Raw genomic sequence first — 19,701 nt, 5'->3', positions numbered from 1 at the left:
CGCCGCCATCCCAGCGGAGACCCGCGGCAGAGAGGCCGCCGGGGGCGGGGTGGGTCAGGGCTCGGGGGCTAGGGCGGGGGGAGGGTGCAGGTGGCGGTCGAGCAGGGTGCGCAGGGCGGACGGGGGCAGGGCGCGGCCTCGTTCGTGGGCGAGCCGGTACTCCTGCGAGCCGAGCGCGGCGACCGCGGCGCCGGCGATGCGGACGTGGTCGTGGCCGACCACGTCGTCGAGGCCGCGTACGCGGGCGGCGGCCCCGAGCAGCATCGCGGCGGCCGTGGCGTCCTCGCGCACGACCAGGCCGGCGACGGCGATGAGCGCCAGGCCGAGCGCCCCTGCGTCGTGCGTCGACCAGGCGAGGCGCAGCGCCTCGGCGTGCGCCTCGCGGGCGGCCTTCGGCTCGCCTTCCTGATCGGCGAGCAGTCCCATGGACGAGTGCAGCAGGGCGCGGAACGGCGCGGGCATCAGGTCGTCGGAGGCGCGGGCCAGGGCCCGTTCGTAGTGGAACCGGGCCAGCGGCAGGTCGCCCTCCTCGCGGGCGAAGTCGCCGCGCACGCTGTGCACCCCCGACTCCCCCATGAGGTCACCCGATATGCGGCAGGTCTCCATCGCGCGGTCGAGCACCGCCTGGGCCGCGGCGCGGTCGCCTGAGGCGTGCAGGGCCATCGCGAGCCGGGTGCGCATGTACGGGGTGTCCTCCACGGCGCCGATCTCCTCCACCAGGGTCAGCGCCTCGCTGATCGTCGTGATGGTGGTGGCGTTGTCCCCGCGCAGTGTGCTGGCCTCGGCCAGGGCGGCCATGGCCGTGCTGACGCCCCACCGGTCGCCCACGCCGCGGAAGCCTTCGAGCGCGGCCCGCACATCGGCCTCCCCTTCGGCGAGGCGGCCGGCGTTGTAGCGCAGGTGCGCGCGCAGCAGGTGGGCGGAGGCCACCACCCACGGGTCGGGGTCGCCGAACATCTCGCTCAGCAGCCGCGCGGAGCCTGCGGCATGCGTGACGAACAGGGCCAGCACTGGCTCGGCGAGCGAGAGCACCGCGGGCCAGGGACGCATCACCGACGACCTGGCCAGGCGCAGCGCCTTCTCCAAGATGTCCATGGACTCCCGCCACTGGGTGGCGCCGCCCGCCATGAGGATTCCCTGGACGGCCATGGCGACCGCCCGTTCGCGCGGCCCGGCGTCGTCGGCCCCCTCCACCAGGGCCATCACCTCCGCGGCACGCTGGGCGCCCTCCGTGCGGCGTCCCATGAGGAACCAGTACCAGCCGAGCGCGCCGACCAGCCGGAGCGCGAGGTCGCGGCCGTCCGCTCCGACGGCCCAGCGCAGGGCCGCGGTGAGGTTGTCGTGCTCGGCCGACAGGCAGGCCAGCCACTCCACCTGCTCGGCCCGGCGCAGCCGCGGCTCGGCGGTCTCGGCCAGAGCGGTGAAGAAGCGGGCGTGCGCGAGCCTCACGCCGGGCTCCTCGCCCGACTCCGCGAGCCGCTCGGTGGCGTACGCCCTGATGGTCTCGAGCATCCGATAGCGCTCGTCGTCGTAGGCGACGAGCGACTTGTCGACCAGCCTGCCCAGGGTGTCGAGCACCTCGGCGCGGGTCAGCACGCCGTCCGCGCACACCGTCTCGACGGCCTCGAAGGTGGCGCCCCCGGCGAAGACGGCCAACCGGCGGGCGAGCACCCGTTCGGGTTCGTCCAGCAGGTCCCAGCTCCACTCGACGACGGCGCGCAGGGTCTGGTGGCGGGGCAGCGCCGTGCGGCTGCCGCCGGTGAGCAGGCGGAACCTGTCGTCGAGGCGGTCGGCGATCTGGCCGGCCGACAGAGTGCGCAGGCGGGCGGCGGCCAGTTCGATGGCCAGCGGCATGCCGTCCAGTTCGCGGCAGATGCGCGCGACCGCCTCGTCGTCCGGCGTGTGGCCGGGGCGGGCCATGGCGGCGCGGTCGGCGAACAGGCTGCGGGCGTGCTCATGATCGAGCGGCGGGACGTGCCACAGCAGCTCGCCGCCGATGCGGAGCGGCTCGCGGCTGGTGGCCAGGATGCGCACCTGGGGGCGGTCGGCGAGGATGCGGTCGGCCAGCCGCGCGGCCGCCTCGACGACGTGCTCGCAGTTGTCCAGGATGATGAGCCGTTCTCCGGGGCCGAGGGCGGCCACCACGGTCGCGGTCAGGTCCGCCGTCTCGAACGGCACGGGAGCCTGCGGGCGCATGGGGGCGCGGCCGGTGTCGCGCAGGCCGAGCGCGGCGAGCACCGCGCGCGGCACGTCCTCGGGGTCGCGCACGGGCGCCAGCTCCGCCAGCCAGACGCCCGCGGGCATGAGCCCGGCCAGCCTCTCCCCCGCCTCGACGGCGAGCCGGGTCTTCCCGGCGCCGCCGGGGCCGAGCAGGGTGACCAGGCGATGGCGGCCGAGCAGTTCGGCGGCGTGTCTCAGATCCTTGTCCCGGCCGACGAAGCTGGTCAGCCGGCCCCGCAGGTTGCCCTTCCGCGACCCCGCCCCACCCGGTTCGTTCCCCTTGCCGCCATAACCGGCCACGCCCAGCGCGCCGCTCGCGCCGCCGCCACCCCCGCCACCACCTTGACCGCCCCCCGCTGCATCGCCGGCGGCACCACCATCCCCAGAACCACCGTCACCGCCCTGACCGTTCACCCCCAGCACACCGGCGGCGACACCGCCATCACCTTCACCGCCCTGACCGGCCACGGCCGGCGCACCGGCCCCGGCACCCCCGGGAACACCGGGAACACCGGGAACACCGGGAACACCGTCACCGCCCTGAGCGACCACGGGAGGCGAGCTGCCGGCGACATCCCCGTCTTCGCCTCCGGCGGCGAGGTTCATCGCAGCGGACGCGGTTCCGGCGGTTCGCTGGAGTGGTGCGGCGGGTTCTCGGTGGGTGCCGCGGAGCATGGACAGGTGGAGGGCGGCGAGGGCGGGCGAGGGGTCGGCGCCGAGGTGGGCGGCGAAGGTGTCGCGGGCGGCCTGGTAGGCGGCGAGCGCCTCCACGCGGCGTCCGGCCGCGTACAGCGCGCGCATCAGCAGGCCGTGCGGCCGTTCGCGCAGCGGGTGGGCGGCGATGAGCGCGGGCAGCTCGGCCGGCAGATCGGCGTGCCGCCCGAGCAGCAGGCCGGCTTCGGCGCGGTCCTCGACGGCGGCCAGCCGCAGCCCTTCGAGGCGGGCGATCTGCGAGGCGATCTCCGGATCGGCGTCCCCGGCGCCCGTGAGGTCGCTGAGCGCCGGGCCCCGCCACAGCGCCAGGGCCTCCCCGAGGATGTCCGCGGCCCCGGCGGCCTCTCCGCGAGCCAGGGCCTCGCGGCCTTCGGCGGCCAGGCGAACGAATCGGTGGACGTCCACCTGATCCGGAGATATAACCAACCGGTAACCTGACGCTTCTGCGGCCACCACATCGCGTCCCAGGGCGGCTCGCAGGCGCGAGACGAGCGCCTGCAGAGCGTTGCCCGCGCCGCTGGGCGGGCCGGTGTCCCACACGGCGGAGACAAGCATGTCGACAGGCACGGTGCGACCGGCGCTGAGCAGCAACGACGCGAGGAGGGCGCGCAGCCGCCGACCGCCGATCGCGAGCGGCGCGCCGTCGTGAACGACCTCCAGCGGGCCGAGCAGCGCGAAGCTCAGGCGCGTCTCGGGCGCCGCCGCATCCATGCCTCGATTCTGGCCGATCCCACCGCTTCGCGGCGCCGCCCATTCCGGCGATGGGGTCAGGCCACCCCCGGAACGCGCGTAGCATCAGCGACCATGGGGCTGCCGAGAAACACCGTGCGGATTGGACGCATGGGACACCGACGCATCGCCGTCGCCGCGGCGACGGCGGTGGCGCTGTCGGCCGGTTGCGGCATCGTGGGCGGCGGCTCGCCCACCGAGAACTCGCTGGACGGGCTCAGCGTCTCGAGCCCGCGCTTCCGCGACCAGGCGCCCCTTCCTTCGGAGTTCTCCTGCACCGGGCAGTCGGGCAATCCGCCGCTGCGCTGGTCGGGCGTGCCGCAGAAGCAGACCAGGTCGATCGCCCTGGTGGTCGACGCCACCAACGCGCAGGGGGCGGTGGAGGCGCATTGGGTCCTGTTCAACGTCGACTCGCTCACCACCGAACTCGCGCCGAACAGTGTGCCCAAGGGCGCGCTGCAGGGGTTGTCCTCGAACGGCAAGGTGGGTTACGCGCCTCCGTGCCGTCCTGACGACACCTACCGGTTCAGCGTGTACGCGCTGAACGCCGAACTCGCTCTCAAGAACGGCGCCGGGCTCCGCGAGACGCTGGAGCAGATCGCCCAGCACACGATCGCGCGCGGGCGGCTCTCGGCGGCGCACATCGAGTGACATGCTGAGCACCGCAGGTAGTAATGGATACCGGATCTTCTCGTAGGGTGTGACAACGCTCATAGTGGTCGGACAGAATCAGATGCAATCCTCGAGCGCAGGTGGTCAACGGGGGCAGATCGCGTCGATGGCCGCGCGGTCTCCTCAGCGCCACTGGAAGGCGATGGCCATGAAGGTGGTGCAATGATCGCGGTCATTTTCGGCCTGGTCGCCGTCGTGCTGCTCGTACTGATGGTCGTTGCATTCGGCATGCGGTCCATGAACCGCCGCGAGAGCAACCTTCCTCCCGAGCGCCTGGAGAAGCTCGCCAAGCAGGCGGAGGATCCATCGGCCAAGCGTCCCGGCCGTCCCGCCGAGGAGACGTTCTTCGAGAGCTTCCCCGAGGGCTTCGACGCCTTCACCGAACCCGAGCGCGCCACCGCGCGGCTGCGGCCGGGCGGCAACAAGGCCGGCGCCCGTCCCGCCGGGCGGCCGGGCGGCCGTCCCGCTCCGCGCGGCAAGCAGGCGTCCTCGCGCGGACGCCGCGGCGTGGACGAGTGGGGCGACGCCGACGACTACGACGACGACTACTGGACGCGCGTCCGCGCGGACGACGGTGCCTTCGGCGGCACGATCGCCGCCCGGGTGGGCGCGAGCCGTCCCGACGTCGCCTCCCCATCCTCGGAGGCCGCCAAGCCTCCCGCGCCGAAGAACAAGGACGAGGTGGACGCCAACGCCGCCACCGTCCAGGCTCCCCTTCCCACCCGCTCGCCCGGCCGGTCGGGCGTGGCGGAGCCCTCGCGCGCGAGCGCGCCGCCGTCCTCCTCGGACGCGGCGGCCGCCGACCGCACGGTCGCCTTCTCCGCCCCGGTCCCCGCGCCGTCATCCCCGGCCGCGCCGCCCGCCGCGGTCCCGGCCGCGTCGGCGGCCGACGTCCTGGGCGCCATCGGCTCGGCCCAGTCGCCGGGCCGCACCCGCCGCGGCTCGCGTCCCGACCCGGCGGACCCGCTGGGCATCACCGACACCGGCCGCGCCAAGCCCCGGCGGCGTCCGGAGTCCGGCGGCGGCGACCCCGGCCGTCCCGCGGCTCCGGGCCGTCCCGCCGAACCGCGCAGGCGCACGGGCGCGGGCAGGCCCGCCGAGGCCGGGCGCGCCGCCTCCGGCCGTCCCGAGCCGGCACGTTCGGACCCGCCGGCCAACGGCCCCCGGGTCGACCCGCTCACCACCCAGCCGCGCATCGACCCGTTGTCCACCGGGCCGCTGGCGGGCGCGCACCCCACGGGGTCGCTCGCGAACGACCCGCTGTCCAGCGGCCCGCTGTCCGGCGGCGCCGCGTCCCGTGACCCGCTGAGCGCGCGCGATCCGCTGGGCGGCTCGCCTGCGGGCAGGGCGCCGTCCGGCGGCGCCGTGTCCGGGGCGGCGACGTCCCGCGGCCCGCTGCCCACCGGCCCGGGGTCCCGTCAGGCCGGTTCGGGCTCCACCGGGTCGCGTCCGGGCGGCCCCCTGGACGGCTCCCGCGCCGCGACCGGCCCCTTCGACGCGAGCCGTTCCTCGACCGGCTCCTACGAGGCCCCCCGGGCGGGTGGCTCCCCGCGCGGCACCGGCCCGCATCCGGCGTCCGGCTCGTTCGGGGCGGCGGGAGACTCCCGCGGCTCGACCCCGAACTCCGCCACCGGCGAGTTCCCCGCCTCACCGGCGGCGGACCAGTCGTGGCCGGCCCGCCCGGCCTACCCCGCCCCCGGCACCTACGACATCCTGGACGGGCCCACGTCCTCGGCGGCTTCCTCCGGCGAGACCTGGAAGGCGTCGGACTACCAGCTGCCCTCCTACGAGGGGTACGCGGCGGGGACGCCGGCCGTGCCCAGCGCCCCGTCCTACGAGGTGCGCCCGGGGTGGGCGACGATCGACGACTCCGACGCGGCCGGCGGGCCGACTCCTCCGGCGGGCATGCCCGCCGGCTCCTCCCGCGGTCCGCAGGCGTATGACGCCCCGGCCGGCCGGCCGTCCAGGGGTGACGACGCGCGCCCGGGGCCGGGCGGGCAGGGGCAGGGCTACGGCGGCGGCTACGAGGCCGACCGCGCCTCCTCCTCCGGCGCCACGTCCGGGTCGTGGGCGCAGCCCCAGCAGAACAACACCGGCGGCAGCTGGCCTTCCTACGGCGAGCTGTACGGCACGGCGGCGGGCGGCACCGAGGACCCGACCATCCAGTCGTCGAAGGGCACGCCGTCGCGTGGCGGCCACCGCCGGCCCACCGACACCGACTATCCCGACTATTACCGCTGATCACCCAGCATTCCATCGGTAGATGGAAAACGCGGCGGCCAAAGCCTTAATCGGCCGGCCGCCGCGTCGTATGGTCACAGCATGACCGGGCACACAGAATGTGACGAGAGTAAGACTCAGCGTATTCGATCGGTGCTCCGGCACGACCTTCCGGCCTCGCTGGTGGTCTTCCTGGTCGCCGTCCCGCTCTCTTTGGGCATCGCCGTCACCAGCGGCGCGCCGCTGATCGCGGGCCTGGTCGCGGCGGTGGTCGGCGGCCTGGTGGCCGGGCCGCTCGGCGGGTCGGTCGTCCAGGTCAGCGGGCCCGCGGCCGGCCTGGCCCTTGTGGTGTCCGAGCTGGTGCGCACCTACGGCTGGCGCGCCACCTGCATGATCACCCTGACGGCGGGGGCGCTGCAGATCGTCCTCGGCGCCTTCAAGGTGGCCCGCACGGCCCTCGCGGTGTCGCCCGCGGTGGTGCACGGCATGCTCGCCGGGGTGGGCGTGGTGATCGCCCTGTCGCAGCTCCACGTGGTGCTCGGCGGGCAGCCGCAGCGGTCGGCCGTGGAGAACATTCTGGAGCTGCCCGCGCAGATCGCCGACAACCACAGCCACGCGGTGGCGGTGGGCGTGCTCACCATCGCCCTTCTCGTCCTGTGGCCGCGCCTGCCGCGCGTCAACGTGATCCCGGCCCCGCTGGCGGCGCTGTCCATCGCCGCGCTGACGGCCGGCCTGCTGGGCTGGGACGTCGCCCGCGCCGACCTGTCGCGGGGGTTCACCGACTGGGCGACGCCGGTACCGCCCACGGGCGACTGGCACGGCATCGCCGGAGCCGTGCTGCTGGTCGCGCTCCTCGCCGGCGTCGAGTCGCTGCTCTGCTGCGTGGCGGCCGACCGCCTGCAGGACGGGCCGCGCGCCAACCTCGACCGCGAGCTGACCGGCCAGGGCCTGGCGAACCTCGTCTCGGGCGCGCTCGGCGGCCTGCCCGTGGCGGGCGTCATCGTCCGCACCACCACGAACGTGCGGGCGGGGGCCCGCACCCGGTGGTCGGCGACCCTGCACGGCGTGTGGGTGCTGCTGTTCGCGGTCTGCCTCGGGTGGTGCGTCACGCTGATCCCGCTGGAGGCGTTGGCGGCCCTGCTCGTCTTCATCGGCGTCCGCATGGTCAACCTGGGCACCGTCCGCGGCCTGCACGGACACGGCGAGCTGCCGATCTACGTGCTGACCATGGGCGCGGTCGTCGTGGTGGGCCTGGCCGAGGGGGTGCTGCTCGGCCTCTGCCTGGCCGCGCTGTTCGCCCTGCGGCGCCTCACCCGGGTGTCGATCCAGGTGCGGCTGGAGCCGGACGACCGCTGGCACGTCGTGGTCACCGGGTCGCTGACGTTCGTGGGCGTGCCGTCGCTGACCTCCAGCCTGCGGGCCATCCCGGCGGGCGCCGCCGTCGATCTCGACCTCAACGTCGACTTCATGGACAACGCCGCCTTCGAGGCCCTGCACGGCTGGCGTCTGGAGCACGAGCGCGGCGGCGGCACCATCGCCATCGACGAGATCCACGACCAGTGGTACACCACGGCGGCCGCGAGCGGGACGCGGGTGTCGGCGGCCAAGACGCCGCCGCGAGCGCCGGATCGCTGGTGGCTGCCCCGTGCGTACCGGCGGGGCGGCCCGCTGTCGCGCATCCCCGTGCGGCACGGGCAGACCTGGATGCCCTCCCGGGAAGGCGGCGACGAGACCGGCCCGCACGGGGGCGCCGTGCCCGACCTGCTCGCCGGCACCGCGGACTTCCAACGGCGCACCGCTCCCCTGGTGCGTCCCTTCCTCAACCGCATGGCGCGCACGCAGGAGCCCTCGCACCTGTTCATCACCTGCGCCGACTCCCGCGTGGTGCCGAACCTGATCACCGCGAGCGGTCCCGGCGACCTGTTCACGGTGCGCAACATCGGCAACCTGGTGCCCCGGCACGGCGCGGCCCCGCCGGACGACTCGGTGGTCGCGGCCATCGAGTACGCCACCGCGGCGCTGAACGTCTCCACGATCACGGTGTGCGGCCACTCGGGGTGCGGGGCGATGGCCGCGTTGCTCTGCGGGGGCGAGAACATCGGCGCCCTGCCGGGCCTGGGCAACTGGCTGCGGCACGGCGACCACACGCTCGCCCGCTACATCCTGTCCGACCCCTCCGGCGAGGACCACGGGCCGCTCGACCGGCTGTGCAGGGTGAACGTCGCCCAGCAACTGGACAACCTGCGCACCCACCCGTCGGTGGCCAGGCTGGTGGACTCCGGGCGGGTGCAGCTCGTCGGCCTGTACTTCGACATCGGCGCGGCCCGCGTGCACGTCCTGGACCGCGAGGGCTTCTCCCCGGTGACCACCTGCCCCCGCTGACCGGACAGGCCCACCGCTGACCGGACAGGCCCACCGCGGCGCGGACGGCCCAGGGCGACGCGCACGGCCGGCGGGCGCCGCCCGCGGCGGACGGCAGGCGGTGATCGCTCACGGTGAACGGCGCGCTCCAGCGGCCGCTCGGAGATCCGCTCACCGTGAAAACGTGCGGCGCGGCGGTCGCAGGGGGCGACAGTGGTGGACATGAGGATTCTGGTGATCGGTGGCTCGGTGTTCCTCGGCCGGGCCATCGTCGAAGAGGCGCTGCGCCGCGGCCACGACGTCACGACGTTCAACCGGGGGCGCTCAGGCGAGGACCGGCCGGGGGTGACGGCCCTCCGGGGCGACCGGGAGGTCCCCGACGACCTCCGGGCGCTGGCGGCGGGCCGCGAGTGGGACGCCGTCGTGGACGTGTGCGGGTACACGCCGAAGGTGGTCGCCGAGTCGGCCCGCGCCCTGTCCGGCCATGCCGGCACCTACACGTTCGTCTCCACCGTCTCGGCGATCTCCAGCTACCCCGCGCAGCCCGCCGACGAGTCCTCGCCGCTGTGGGAGTGCTCGCCGGACGCCGGCCCGCAGGACGGGGACTACGGGGTGCTCAAGGCCGGCTGCGAGCGGGCGGTCGAGCGCTATTTCGAGGGCGCCGCGCTGATCATCGCGCCGGGGCTGATCCTGGGCCCGTGGGAGAACGTCGGCCGCCTGCCGTCGTGGCTGCTCCGCATCGCCCGCGGCGGCCGTGTGCTGGCCCCGGGCGACCCCGAGACGCGCATGCAGCTCATCGACGCCCGTGACATCGCGGTGTTCACCCTCGACCAGACCGAGAAGGGGGTGAGTGACCGGTTCATCACCACCGGCCCGTCCGGGAACACCACCTTCGGGCGGTGGCTGGCCGAGTGCGCCGAGGTGACCGGCTCGGACGCCGAGCTGGTGTGGGTCGACGACCGCTTCCTCGCCGGCCAGGACGTGCAGCCGTGGGTCGAGCTGCCGCTGTGGCTACCGGCCGAGCCCGACGCGGCGGGCGTGTGGAAGGTCTCGGCCGGGAAGGCCGAGGCCGCGGGGCTGCGCTGCCGTCCGGTGGCCGAGACCGTGCGCGACACCTGGGACTGGCTCAAAGGTCACGACGAGGCGGCCCTGCGGGCCCGCTACCCGCGCTGGAGCAGTTACGGCCTCACCCCTGAAAAGGAGGCGGCCCTCCTCACCGCCTGGGCGGCCACCAGGTGACCGGCCCTTCCACGGCGGGCGCGCGACGTCTCAGCGGGTGAGCAGGTCGATCACACCCGCGATGCCCTCGTCCCCCTCGCACTAGTGCAGAGGTATGACGCCTCTCGTAGTCACTCCGCCGCTGTAGAGGGGTTTTGACCGATGTGATCGCTACGGCCGGTCTGCGGGTGTTAGCGTCGGCGACGTGGCAGACGTGGAGACCGGCGGTCCGGACCAGCACGAGAAGCCGAGGGCCTTCACCAGCCCCGGGCCCGACATGTCGTACGTGAAGACGCTGCGCCCACAGGACTACAACGAGGTCCTGTACGTGGGGCACTTCTTCCGCAAGGGCATGCCGGTGGTCATGGACCTCACCGGCATGTCGGACGCCGACGCCAAGCCGCTGGTCGACTTCGCGGCCGGGCTGGTCTTCGGCCGGCGCGGGGACATGGACCGCATCGCGCACAAGGTCTTCCTGCTGGTGCCCCCCGGCATGGTCATCAACGCCTGACCCGTTGCCGCGCCGGGGCCCTGCGGCCGGGCGGTCATGACACCTCCTTCCCGGCCGGCCGGCTTCGCCGTACGGCGATCTCTTCGGCCGGCCGGCTTCGCCGTACGGCGGTCTCGGCGGCCGTACCGTCGCCGGCGGCGGCGCCTTGGCGCCCCCTTCCCGGTGGTGGCGCCGTACCGCGATCTCTTCCGGGCCCGCGCCGCACCGTGATCTCGTCGGCGGCCGCGCCGTGCCGTGATCTCGTCGGCGGCCGCGCCGTGTCTTGATCTTCTCTGGGGCCGCACCGTTCTGGCATCATCAAGCAACTCAGGTTGACTAAGAGGGAATTGGTCAACTACGGTTGCTTACATGTCCGGTGTTGAGAACTCCGCGTCCCGGGAGCCCGCCGACGCGCTGGCGGCCGTCGCCGCCCTCAGGCGCCTCGCCGACCAACTCGAGGACGCCGCCGTCGAACAGGCGATGCGTGAGGGCTGGAGCTGGCCGCAGGTCGCCGAGGCGCTCGGAGTGACGCGCCAGGCGGTCCACAAAAAGCACGCCAAACGGCTCATCGAGGCCGGCGTCCAGCTGAGGAGGCGCTGAGGATGGCCAGCACGTTCGACCACTATCTTGCGACGATCATGGAGGAGGGGGCGCGCGAGGCTCGCGAGGCCGGGTCGGCGACGATCGAGGCGGAGCATCTCCTGCTGGCCGTCGCCGCCGAGGGAGAGTCCGCCACCCGTCAGGTCCTCGTCTCGGCCGGCCTGGACCACCAGGCGATCCGCGAGGCCCTGGACCGGGAGTTCGAGCACAGCCTGAGCGCGGCGGGAGTGTCCCTCGGGGCCTTCGATCTCCCCCGCCCGAGCCGCGCCGCCAAGCTCCCGTCGCAGCTCGGCGCGTCGGCCAGGCTCGTGCTCGAACGCCTGATGGGAACCTTCCGCAAGAAGGACCTGCGACCGGCACACCTGCTGCTCGGCATCCTGCAGGCCGAGGTCGGCACGGTCCCGCGCGCGCTCACCCTCGCGGGCGTCGACCGGCACGCCCTGGCGGCCCAGGCACGCCGGACGATCACCGGCCAGGACGACTGACCCCCACCCCACCGACGCCCGTCCGACCGCCCAGACCGACACGCACCCCACTCTCCCGCCGCGACGCGCCAAGGCACATCCTTTCCCCGCACCAGCTCCCACCGCGACGCGCTGAGGCACATCCTTCGCCTACACCTGCCCCCGCCGCGACGCGCCAAGGCACATCCTTCCCCCACACCGGCTCCCACCGCGACGCGCTGACGCCGCGCCGCTCCCCGCGAGCGGCCGGCCCGTCGTCTTCCCGCCATCGGGGAGCACACCGGCACCGCAGGCGGCTTCGCCGTGCCCTCGTACAGGGCCTCATGACGCGTTCCGCCGATCCTCCGTGCGGGCCCAGGCGGCCCGCCCCCTATCCCAGAAGGAACGAACCCATGCTCACACGCGCGACCCGCGCCCGCCTCGGCCTGCTCATCGCCGGGACGACCGTGGCGAACATCGCCATGATGACGCCGTCCCCCGCCTCCACCTCCGCCGCCGCGCCCACCCATGAGCACGCCGCGCTCCAGCGCCTGCTCGACCGGGCCGTGGCCGTGGGCGGCGTCCCGGGCATCCTCGCCGAGGTCAGGGACGGCGGACGGCCCTGGTCCGGCACGGCGGGAGTCGCCGACACCGCCACCGGCCGCGCGCGTCGGGCGCGTGACCGGTACCGCATCGGCAGCACCACCAAGACGTTCGTGGCCACGGTGATGCTGCAGCTGGTGGCCGAGCACAAGGTGAGCCTGGACGACACCGTCGACAGGTGGCTGCCCGGCGTGGTGCGCGGCAACGGCCACGACGGCGGCGCGATCACCGTCCGGCGGCTGCTCGACCACACCAGCGGGATCTTCAACTACACCGACGACCAGGCGGCGCTGAGCCGGTACCCGAGCCCCACTCCCGAGCAGCTCCTGGGCATCGCGATGTCCCACCCGCCGGCCTTCTCCCCCGGGACGAGCTGGGTGTACTCCAACACCAACTACATCCTCGCCGGGCTGATCATCGAGCGGGCGTCCGGCGGGACGCTGGCCGACGAGATCGCCACACGGATCGCCCGCCCGCTGCGCCTGGCCGGGACGTACCTGCCGCGCGGCGCCGACCCGGTGATCCACGGGCCGCACTCGCGGCACTACACGAAGAAGTTCCAGACCGGCCCCGACGCCGTGATCTACGACGCGACCGAGATGGACACCTCGCTGTTCTGGGCGACCGGCGCCATGATCTCCACGGCCGGCGATCTGAACCGGTTCTTCCGCGCGCTGCTGTCCGGACGCCTCCTGCCGGCGGCGCAGCAGCGGGAGATGTTCACCATGGTCCCCACCAGGGACTGGATCGCCGGCAGCGCCTACGGCCTGGGCATCTCCTCGGTGACGCTGTCGTGCGGCACGACGGTGTGGGGCATGGGCGGGGCCCTGTTCGGCTCGTTCTCCTACACCTACGGCACCCGTGACGGCGAGCACATGCTCGCGATCAACGTCAACGGTGACTGGACCGACGGCGGATGGGAGGACCCGATCGCCATCTTCACCGACGCCCTGGAGGTGGAGTTCGGCTCCGGCGACTCCCGGGCGCCCCGGCGCTCCACCGAGCCCGCCGACCCCGCATAGGCGCCGCCGGGTGGCCGGAGCACGCCCGCCGTCCTCGCGAGCACATCCACCGGCCCCTCATGAGAACGCCCGCCGGTACGGCGATGCCGCATCCGGGACACCCCGGACGCGGCACGCGCGTTCGCCCCATCAGCCCGTGCGGGGCCTAGAGCGGCGGAGTGAGTTCCACGAAGGAACCGCAGTTGCCCGGCCAGGCCGGGTTGCCGCCGGTGCCGGGCGTGGGGTTGAGGGTGCATGCCGTCTGGCGGATCAGACCGGTCGTGCTGAGCACCGTGACGTGGAGGTTGTTCCCCATCACCGCGAGGCTGACGTCGCTGGCGTTCCCCGGATATCCAGGCAGCGTGGAGAGGTCATGCCAGGGCGGGGTGGTTCTCGGGTCCCGGACGAACGTCGGACCGTTGCCCTGGGCGTAACCCACGAACTTGTTGTTGCCCTGGAACGCCGTGTCGATGCCGGCACTGCGGCCGGGAGTACCAGGAGGTCCGGGAGGACAGTGCTTGCAGCACCTCTTCTTGCCGTCCTCGTCACCGTCGCCCCCGCGGGCCTTCTTCTGGGCGACGACGGCGACACCGGTGGCGGGAGCGTGGACCGGCGCGACGTGGTGCGCCCGGTGCCCCGGGACGCCCCGCGTCTCCGTACCGGCCTGCGCCATGGCCGGGAGCGACAGCGCGAGCACTCCACCGGCGATCGCGGTCGCGAACGCCACAGTGAACACGCGCTTACCTATGAAAGGACCTGTTTCCCGAGGAATCACTCGGTTCCCCCATATCGCTTGAATTCCGATGAATCGGACTATTTCCGTGCCACCGCGGCAGCACTGCGATCAGGGAATACCCATTCAGCGAACCAGCGACGCCGCAGCGGCGTACTGATAGGGAAAACAGACGAACACAATAAAGAAAAGAAACCCGACTCCAGGGGCACGTCATTCCGGAATACCCATTAGACGGGAATCCGTCCGCTATCGAGGACTTCGGCGGCTTTCCCGTTTCGGCGACGATGACCCGCGGCCGACGCCGCCCTGATCACGCGGCATGCCGGAAACAGCACGACAGACGGTCCCGCACGCCGTCCGCGTCCTCTCACCGGCCGGCCGCGCGCAGCGGATGCGAGCCATCCGAGCGAAGAACACCGGCACGTTCAGCGCCATCGGCGACCGCTTCTGACCGGCTCCCCACACCCCGTTCCCAGCCCGGCCCCATGCCGTCCGGCCACCACCGGACCGCCCACGGATATCGCCGGACTTCTTCATCTCCTCCCCCGAAGAACCCGAATAACCCGATATTCCGAATTTCCGATCCTCGTCCGGCAAGTCGGCTCAGTCCGGTCATCACCGCTCCTCACACACGCCGACGGCACGCGCCGAGCGCCGGCCTCGTCCCCGACGCCACGACCGCGGGCCGGCCGTCGGACCACCACCCTTCACGCCGTGCCACCACCCCCTCCCGGATCTGCCGCTTCCCCACCGCACCCCTGCCCTGCCGGCCCCCGGCCCTCCTCGGAAGACCGAGAAGGCCGTACCGCCCGCCCGCCGAAACGGCCGTCCGGAGACAATGAGCCATGCCCACCGACACGGACCGACCGGACAGCGCGGCCACCACCGACCAGGCGGAGGGGACGGCCGCCGGGAACCGGACCGGCGAGGCGCCCGGCGCGACCGGCTCCCGCCCGGCCGTCGACATCTCCGGCTCCCGGCCGCCGCTGGACTACTACCTGGTCGTCCCCGGCCACCGCGCCCCCGCGGCGCTCGTCACCCCCGTGTCCGCCGCGGCGACGGTGGACGGCATCGTCGTCGAAGAGTTCGTCTTCGACGACGACCACACCACGGTCGGCCTGGACACCGCCTGCTGGTGGGCGTCCGACGGCGCCTGGCGCAGCTCGGCGGCCCTCAGCCGCGACCTGCGCGGCGACCCGGCCCTGCGCCTGCGTGTCGTGCCGGTCCCCCGGCGCGGCGCCGAGGACGCCTACCGGCTGGCCCACGGCCGCGAACTGCCCGGCGAGCCGGCTCTGCGCACGCTGTTCACCGACCGCCTTCCCGTCCCCGGCTCGGCTCCCCTGCGACTGGAAGACGCGCACGTTCCCGAGGGCTTCCACGACAAGCGCCTGCATCGCGTGCTGTTCGCCGGCGACCTCACTCCCGGCCGCCTCCCCGCGCTCCAGGCGGCCTGGGGGATGACCCTCACCGGCGACGCCGCCGACCCCCGCACCCGGGTCCTCGGCACGGCCCGCGTTCATGTCGCCGGCGACGTCTTCACCTGGGAACTGCGCCGCGTCGGCCCCGGCGGCGCCTGCGCCCTCGACCTGACCGCCTGCCTCGCGACCTCCTCGGACGCGACCATCGGCCCCCTGTTGCGACGGCTCACCACGACCCTGAGCCACAGAGGCGGACTGATCCCCGTGATGGTCGAACGCTTCTCCTAGCCCGCCACCACCGCCCCGTCACGGCTCCCGCGGGTCAGCCAGGGTAGGGGCGGTTGAACCGGGGCGGGGTGAACGGGACATACCGCGGGGCGGGGTCGGCCGCCAGTGCCGCCGCGCGGGCGTTCATCGCCGGGGCGGACGTCGCCGGCCAGTGACCGCTCTGCAGCCGGTCGAACATCGTCACCAGCGCCGCTTCCTGCTCCGCCGGCGAGAAGTCGCAGTGGCCGACGGTGCGGGTGTACGTCTGGCGCAGCAGGGAGCCGGCTCCCGCACGGCGCACCTTCTCCTCGTACGACTGCTGCTGGGCGACGGTGGAGATCTGGTCGCCGGTGGCGGACACGGTCAGCACGGGGATCCGCAGGTGGCCGTCCAGGACGAGGCCGTCGGCGAACCGCTTGACGGCCTCGGGGTCCGCCGCGACGCGGGGCGCGGCGGCCAGGTTCCGCAGGTCGGCCCCGAGCTCCAGGCCGGCCGCCTTGTACAGTTCGCGGACGGCGCGCCGGAGGGCGGGCTCGGCCAGGCGCAGTTGCCCGGCGTAGTCCACGCCGGTGTTCCAGGACGGGTTTCCGCCGACCACCGCCATGAGCTGGCGCCGGCTGCCCATGGCCTGCCCGATGTAGGGCAGAGGCCCGCCGGCGAGCGCGAGGTAGGCGCCCTGCTCCAGACCGCCGGCGTCCCTGCCGTCCGGAGGCGGTGTCGCCGATCCGTCGGGGTTGCGGCCCCAGGCGGGCAGCTGGCCGATCGCAGCGGCCAGCGCGATGCGGGCCCGCCCCTCGGGGGTCCGCTGCGCCGCGGCCAGGGCGTCGATCCATGCCTTCCGGGCCGACTCGACGTCCTGGGGGATGTCGATGACAGGCAGCCCCGGGGCGACCAGGCGCTCGAGCACGAAGACCGTGTCGAGCTTCTGGTTCCACTGGCCGACGGACCCGCCGAGGCCGCCGCACATCGGGACGGCGGCGTCGAAGGCGTCCGGGTGGAGCTGGGCGACACCGGCCGCGATGAACCCGCCCATCGAGGTCCCGGCGGCGATCGCCCTGCGAGCGGGGCCGTAGGCGGCCTCGAAGCGGGTCAGCGCCTCAGCCTGGTTGTCGATGGCGGACCGGAGGTTCCAGCCGGTGATGGCCCGGCTCGTCCCGCCGCGGGCCACGCCGTCGGCCAGCAGCCGCGCGGTCAGGGGTTCGTCCCGGCCCGCGCCGGCGAAGTCGAGGGCGACCACCACGGTGCCGTTCCAGGCGGCCGGCACGACGAACTCGTAGGGAGTGCCGTCATCGAGGGCGCCGCTGACGCAGGTGGGATGGGCAGGGGACTCGGCCAGACACGGTGTGCCGCCGGGGGGCCGGGCGGAGGCGGCGGCGGTTCCGCTCCCGGCGGCGGTCGCCAGCGCGACGGCCAGGCACACGGCCGCTCCACGGCGTATCGCGGCGGCGGCACCCTTCGACTCGGTTCCCATGGTGTGTTTCCTCCACAGTCGATGGACGGGCGGGAGTGCGGCCCGAGGCCCGGCCGGGTCCGCGAACGGCCGGCGGCCCGCCTGGCAGCCGTCGCGGGACGAATGCCACCGCTAGTGGAGACGATCGTTCAGTCTTATGTCACCGATGTCAATCCCCCGATCACCGGGAACAGCCCCGACGCGGAGCCGGTGACGTAGGATTCACGCAGGTCGAACCCGGTAAGCCCGTTCGCCCCTGCACGTCGTCGAACGGGTGCCCGCACCGGCCGAGGAGTCTGACGATGGAAGAACGCCTGGTGGCCGCGTCGCCGGAACCCGGCTCCCTGCCCAGAGCCCGGCAAGGGGCCGAACCTCAGCGCCTGCTGACCACGCTGCTGGGCGACTACTGGTTCTGGCGGCAGGAGCACATCCCGTCGGCGGCGCTGGTCGCTCTGCTGGAGGAGTTCGGCATCACCGCCACCAGCGCCCGCGCCGCCCTGCGGCGGGTCGCCGCACGAGGGCTGCTGGAGAGCTCGCGCAACGGGCGCACCACGGCCTACGGACTGCCCCCCCGGGCGTCCGACGTGATCGTGGCGCACGCGCGCCGCCTGCTGACGTTCGGCGCCACCACCCCGCGCTGGGATGGGCGGTGGACGGTCGTCACGTTCTCGGTGCCCGAGGATCAGCGCGACACCCGCCGGGCGCTGCGCGACGGGCTGCGCCTGCTGCACTTCGGCATGGTCTTCGACGCGGTGTGGGTGTCGCCGCACGACAGGACCGACGACGTCGTCGAACTCGTGCGCAGGCTCGGCGTGCGGGGGACGGTGGTGTTCCGGGCCCGCACGGTCGCCGACGACGACCTGGACCCGGTGCCGCATCGCGCCTTCGACATCGCCGGGCTGCGCGAGCGCTACCTGCGCTTCATCGATGCCCACCGGCCGGTCGCCGAGCGGCTGGCGGCCGGCGGCCCCTCCCCCGCCGAGGCGCTGCTGCTGCGGACCGCGATCATGACCGACTGGCGGGTGTTCCCCACGCTCGATCCCGACCTTCCCGCCGAGCTGCTCCCCGCGGGCTGGCCGCGCGACGAGGCCAGGCGGCTGTGCGTGCGCATCTACGACTCGCTCGGGGAGTCCGCGGAGCGACGGTTCCGCGAGATCCTCGCGCAGTTCGACCCCGGGCTGGCCAAGCTGGCCGCGCATCACACCTTCGCGCAGGTGTCGGCCCTGAAGTCGCCGGAGGTTCGCCGTCACACCAGTTTCGACGAGACGACCGACCGTGATCGGCTGGACCTCCTCGCCGGCGGCCGCGGCGACGGCCGGCGCGAACAGCGGTGATCGCGGCGGGCCGGACGGCCGCCGGCGTCGATGGCTCCGGCGGCCCGATGGCCGGGGCGTGGCGGCAGGACGGTGGAGCTTCGTACCAGTGCGGCGCGAGATCAGCAGAAGCATGACAATCGAGTAACGTACGCGTCTGCAAGCGTCGTCAATATACTCGTGTCGTGAATCATCGCGAGAGGTCCGAGGCAGAGGACGTCGATTTCCCGCGCTCCCAGGTGGGCACGCCCCCGCAGCACTTGATCACGACGCTTCTCGGGGACTACTGGATCAGCCGGGCCGAGCAACTGCCGTCCGCCGCCCTGGTGCGGCTGGCCGAGGAGTTCGGCGTCTCCGCCGTGGCGGCCAGGGCCGCGCTCAGCCGCCTCACCAAGAGGGACCTGCTGGAGTCGTCCAAGGTGGGGAGGCGCACCTACTACCGCCTGACGGACCGGGCCGCCGCGGTGATGGTGGAGGGGCGGCAGCGGATCATGTCCTTCGGCCTGGAGCAGGGCGCGTGGGACGGGCGATGGGTGATGGCGGCCTTCTCCATCTCCGAGGAACAGCGCGACCTGCGCCACGCACTGCGCGCGAGGCTGCGCTGGCTCGGCTTCGCCCCGCTCTACGACGGGCTGTGGGTCTCGCCGGCGGCGAACGCCGACAGCGCGGCGGCGGTGCTCACCGAGCTGGAGATCCCCATGGCGACGGTCTTCCGCGCCGAGGCCCTGAGCGCCGCGGGCATGCGCGCCCCGCAGGAGGCATGGGACTTCGACGAGCTCCGGCGCGGCTACGAGGAGTTCGTGGCGCGGTACTCGCCGCTTCTGGAACGCGTCCGCAGGGGCGTGGTCGGCGCCTCGGAGGCGCTGGTGGCGCGCACGGGGATCATGGACACCTGGCGGCGGTTCCCCAACCACGACCCCGACCTGCCGGCGGAGCTGCTGCCCGCCGACTGGCCGCGCGCCGCGGCCAGAGATCTGTTCGTGGAGGTCTACGACACCCTCGGGCCGCTCGCCGAGTTCCGCGTCAGGCAGATCGTCGCGGAGTTCGAGCCGGCCCTGGCCGGGCTGGTGGCCCACCACCGGACCGGCTCCATCCTCGCGCTCACCTGATCGCACCCGCGGACGTGGCGCGGCGGCTCCGCCCGCCGCGCTCGTCTCCGCCCTCGCACAACCACCCCTTGACAGTCGTGCATCCCTAGGTGTGACATTTGTCCCCACGACCGCAAGATTAACTGCCGCATTATCCG

14 protein-coding genes are annotated in these 19,701 nt (G+C 73.7%); 11 read left to right on the top strand and 3 right to left on the bottom strand.

The window, feature by feature from the left end:
- Window positions 1–54 precede the first annotated feature (54 nt).
- Complete coding sequence (locus ACWEN6_RS02210) at window positions 55–3,645, bottom strand: AfsR/SARP family transcriptional regulator (RefSeq protein ID WP_452568555.1); 3,591 nt, start codon at window positions 3,643–3,645, stop codon at window positions 55–57.
- Window positions 3,646–3,774: 129 nt separating this feature from the next.
- On the opposite strand from ACWEN6_RS02210, the gene ACWEN6_RS02205 reads away from it, so the two are divergent.
- The 8 genes from ACWEN6_RS02205 to ACWEN6_RS02170 all read left to right on the top strand — a co-directional run bounded on the left by ACWEN6_RS02205 (window position 3,775) and on the right by ACWEN6_RS02170 (window position 13,292).
- Window positions 3,775–4,314 carry a YbhB/YbcL family Raf kinase inhibitor-like protein gene (locus ACWEN6_RS02205; RefSeq protein ID WP_354850977.1) on the top strand — a complete coding sequence of 180 codons (540 nt, stop codon included), beginning with the start codon at window positions 3,775–3,777 and terminating at the stop codon, window positions 4,312–4,314.
- 183 nt (window positions 4,315–4,497) lie between these two features.
- Complete coding sequence (locus tag ACWEN6_RS02200; RefSeq protein WP_452568554.1) at window positions 4,498–6,576, top strand: hypothetical protein; 2,079 nt, start codon at window positions 4,498–4,500, stop codon at window positions 6,574–6,576.
- A gap of 81 nt (window positions 6,577–6,657) precedes the next feature.
- Window positions 6,658–8,937 (top strand): SulP family inorganic anion transporter, encoded by a 2,280-nt coding sequence (locus ACWEN6_RS02195; RefSeq protein WP_452568553.1) that lies wholly within the window; start codon window positions 6,658–6,660, stop codon window positions 8,935–8,937.
- Window positions 8,938–9,138: 201 nt separating this feature from the next.
- Complete coding sequence (locus tag ACWEN6_RS02190) at window positions 9,139–10,155, top strand: NAD-dependent epimerase/dehydratase family protein (RefSeq protein ID WP_452568552.1); 1,017 nt, start codon at window positions 9,139–9,141, stop codon at window positions 10,153–10,155.
- Window positions 10,156–10,339: 184 nt separating this feature from the next.
- A complete protein-coding gene (locus ACWEN6_RS02185) occupies window positions 10,340–10,645 on the top strand; it encodes a cell division protein SepF (protein WP_452568551.1) in 306 nt (101 codons plus the stop codon).
- Window positions 10,646–10,993: 348 nt separating this feature from the next.
- Entirely contained in the window at window positions 10,994–11,224 is a 231-nt protein-coding gene (locus ACWEN6_RS02180; protein ID WP_354850958.1) for a hypothetical protein, read from the top strand.
- A 2-nt stretch (window positions 11,225–11,226) separates the two neighbouring features.
- The gene (locus ACWEN6_RS02175; RefSeq protein WP_452568550.1) at window positions 11,227–11,709 is read left to right on the top strand and encodes a Clp protease N-terminal domain-containing protein; all 483 of its coding nucleotides are present in this window, start codon (window positions 11,227–11,229) and stop codon (window positions 11,707–11,709) included.
- Between the two features lie 371 nt (window positions 11,710–12,080).
- On the top strand, window positions 12,081–13,292 hold the full coding sequence (locus ACWEN6_RS02170) for a serine hydrolase domain-containing protein (protein ID WP_452568549.1): 1,212 nt from the start codon (window positions 12,081–12,083) through the stop codon (window positions 13,290–13,292).
- A gap of 145 nt (window positions 13,293–13,437) precedes the next feature.
- Here ACWEN6_RS02170 and ACWEN6_RS02165 read toward each other — a convergent pair whose 3' ends face one another.
- A complete protein-coding gene (locus tag ACWEN6_RS02165; protein WP_452568548.1) occupies window positions 13,438–14,007 on the bottom strand; it encodes a hypothetical protein in 570 nt (189 codons plus the stop codon).
- A gap of 845 nt (window positions 14,008–14,852) precedes the next feature.
- Here ACWEN6_RS02165 and ACWEN6_RS02160 point away from each other — a divergent pair.
- A complete protein-coding gene (locus tag ACWEN6_RS02160; protein ID WP_452568547.1) occupies window positions 14,853–15,713 on the top strand; it encodes a hypothetical protein in 861 nt (286 codons plus the stop codon).
- A gap of 34 nt (window positions 15,714–15,747) precedes the next feature.
- On the opposite strand, the gene ACWEN6_RS02155 is transcribed toward ACWEN6_RS02160, so the two are convergent.
- Window positions 15,748–17,163, bottom strand: coding sequence for an alpha/beta fold hydrolase (locus tag ACWEN6_RS02155; RefSeq protein ID WP_452568546.1), 1,416 nt, complete (start codon window positions 17,161–17,163; stop codon window positions 15,748–15,750).
- A 281-nt stretch (window positions 17,164–17,444) separates the two neighbouring features.
- Between ACWEN6_RS02155 and ACWEN6_RS02150 the strand changes: the two genes are divergently transcribed.
- Together ACWEN6_RS02150 and ACWEN6_RS02145 are read left to right on the top strand one after the other, a co-directional pair.
- The gene (locus tag ACWEN6_RS02150; RefSeq protein ID WP_452568545.1) at window positions 17,445–18,476 is read left to right on the top strand and encodes a PaaX family transcriptional regulator; all 1,032 of its coding nucleotides are present in this window, start codon (window positions 17,445–17,447) and stop codon (window positions 18,474–18,476) included.
- A 164-nt stretch (window positions 18,477–18,640) separates the two neighbouring features.
- Window positions 18,641–19,564, top strand: a complete 924-nt coding sequence (locus tag ACWEN6_RS02145; protein ID WP_452568544.1) for a PaaX family transcriptional regulator — start codon at window positions 18,641–18,643, stop codon at window positions 19,562–19,564.
- Window positions 19,565–19,701: the final 137 nt, after the last annotated feature.

The sequence above is a fragment of the Sphaerisporangium sp. NPDC004334 genome (assembly GCF_053602655.1).
Note: the sequence above shows the minus strand (reverse complement) of the source record. Positions and strands in the feature narration are given on the sequence as shown.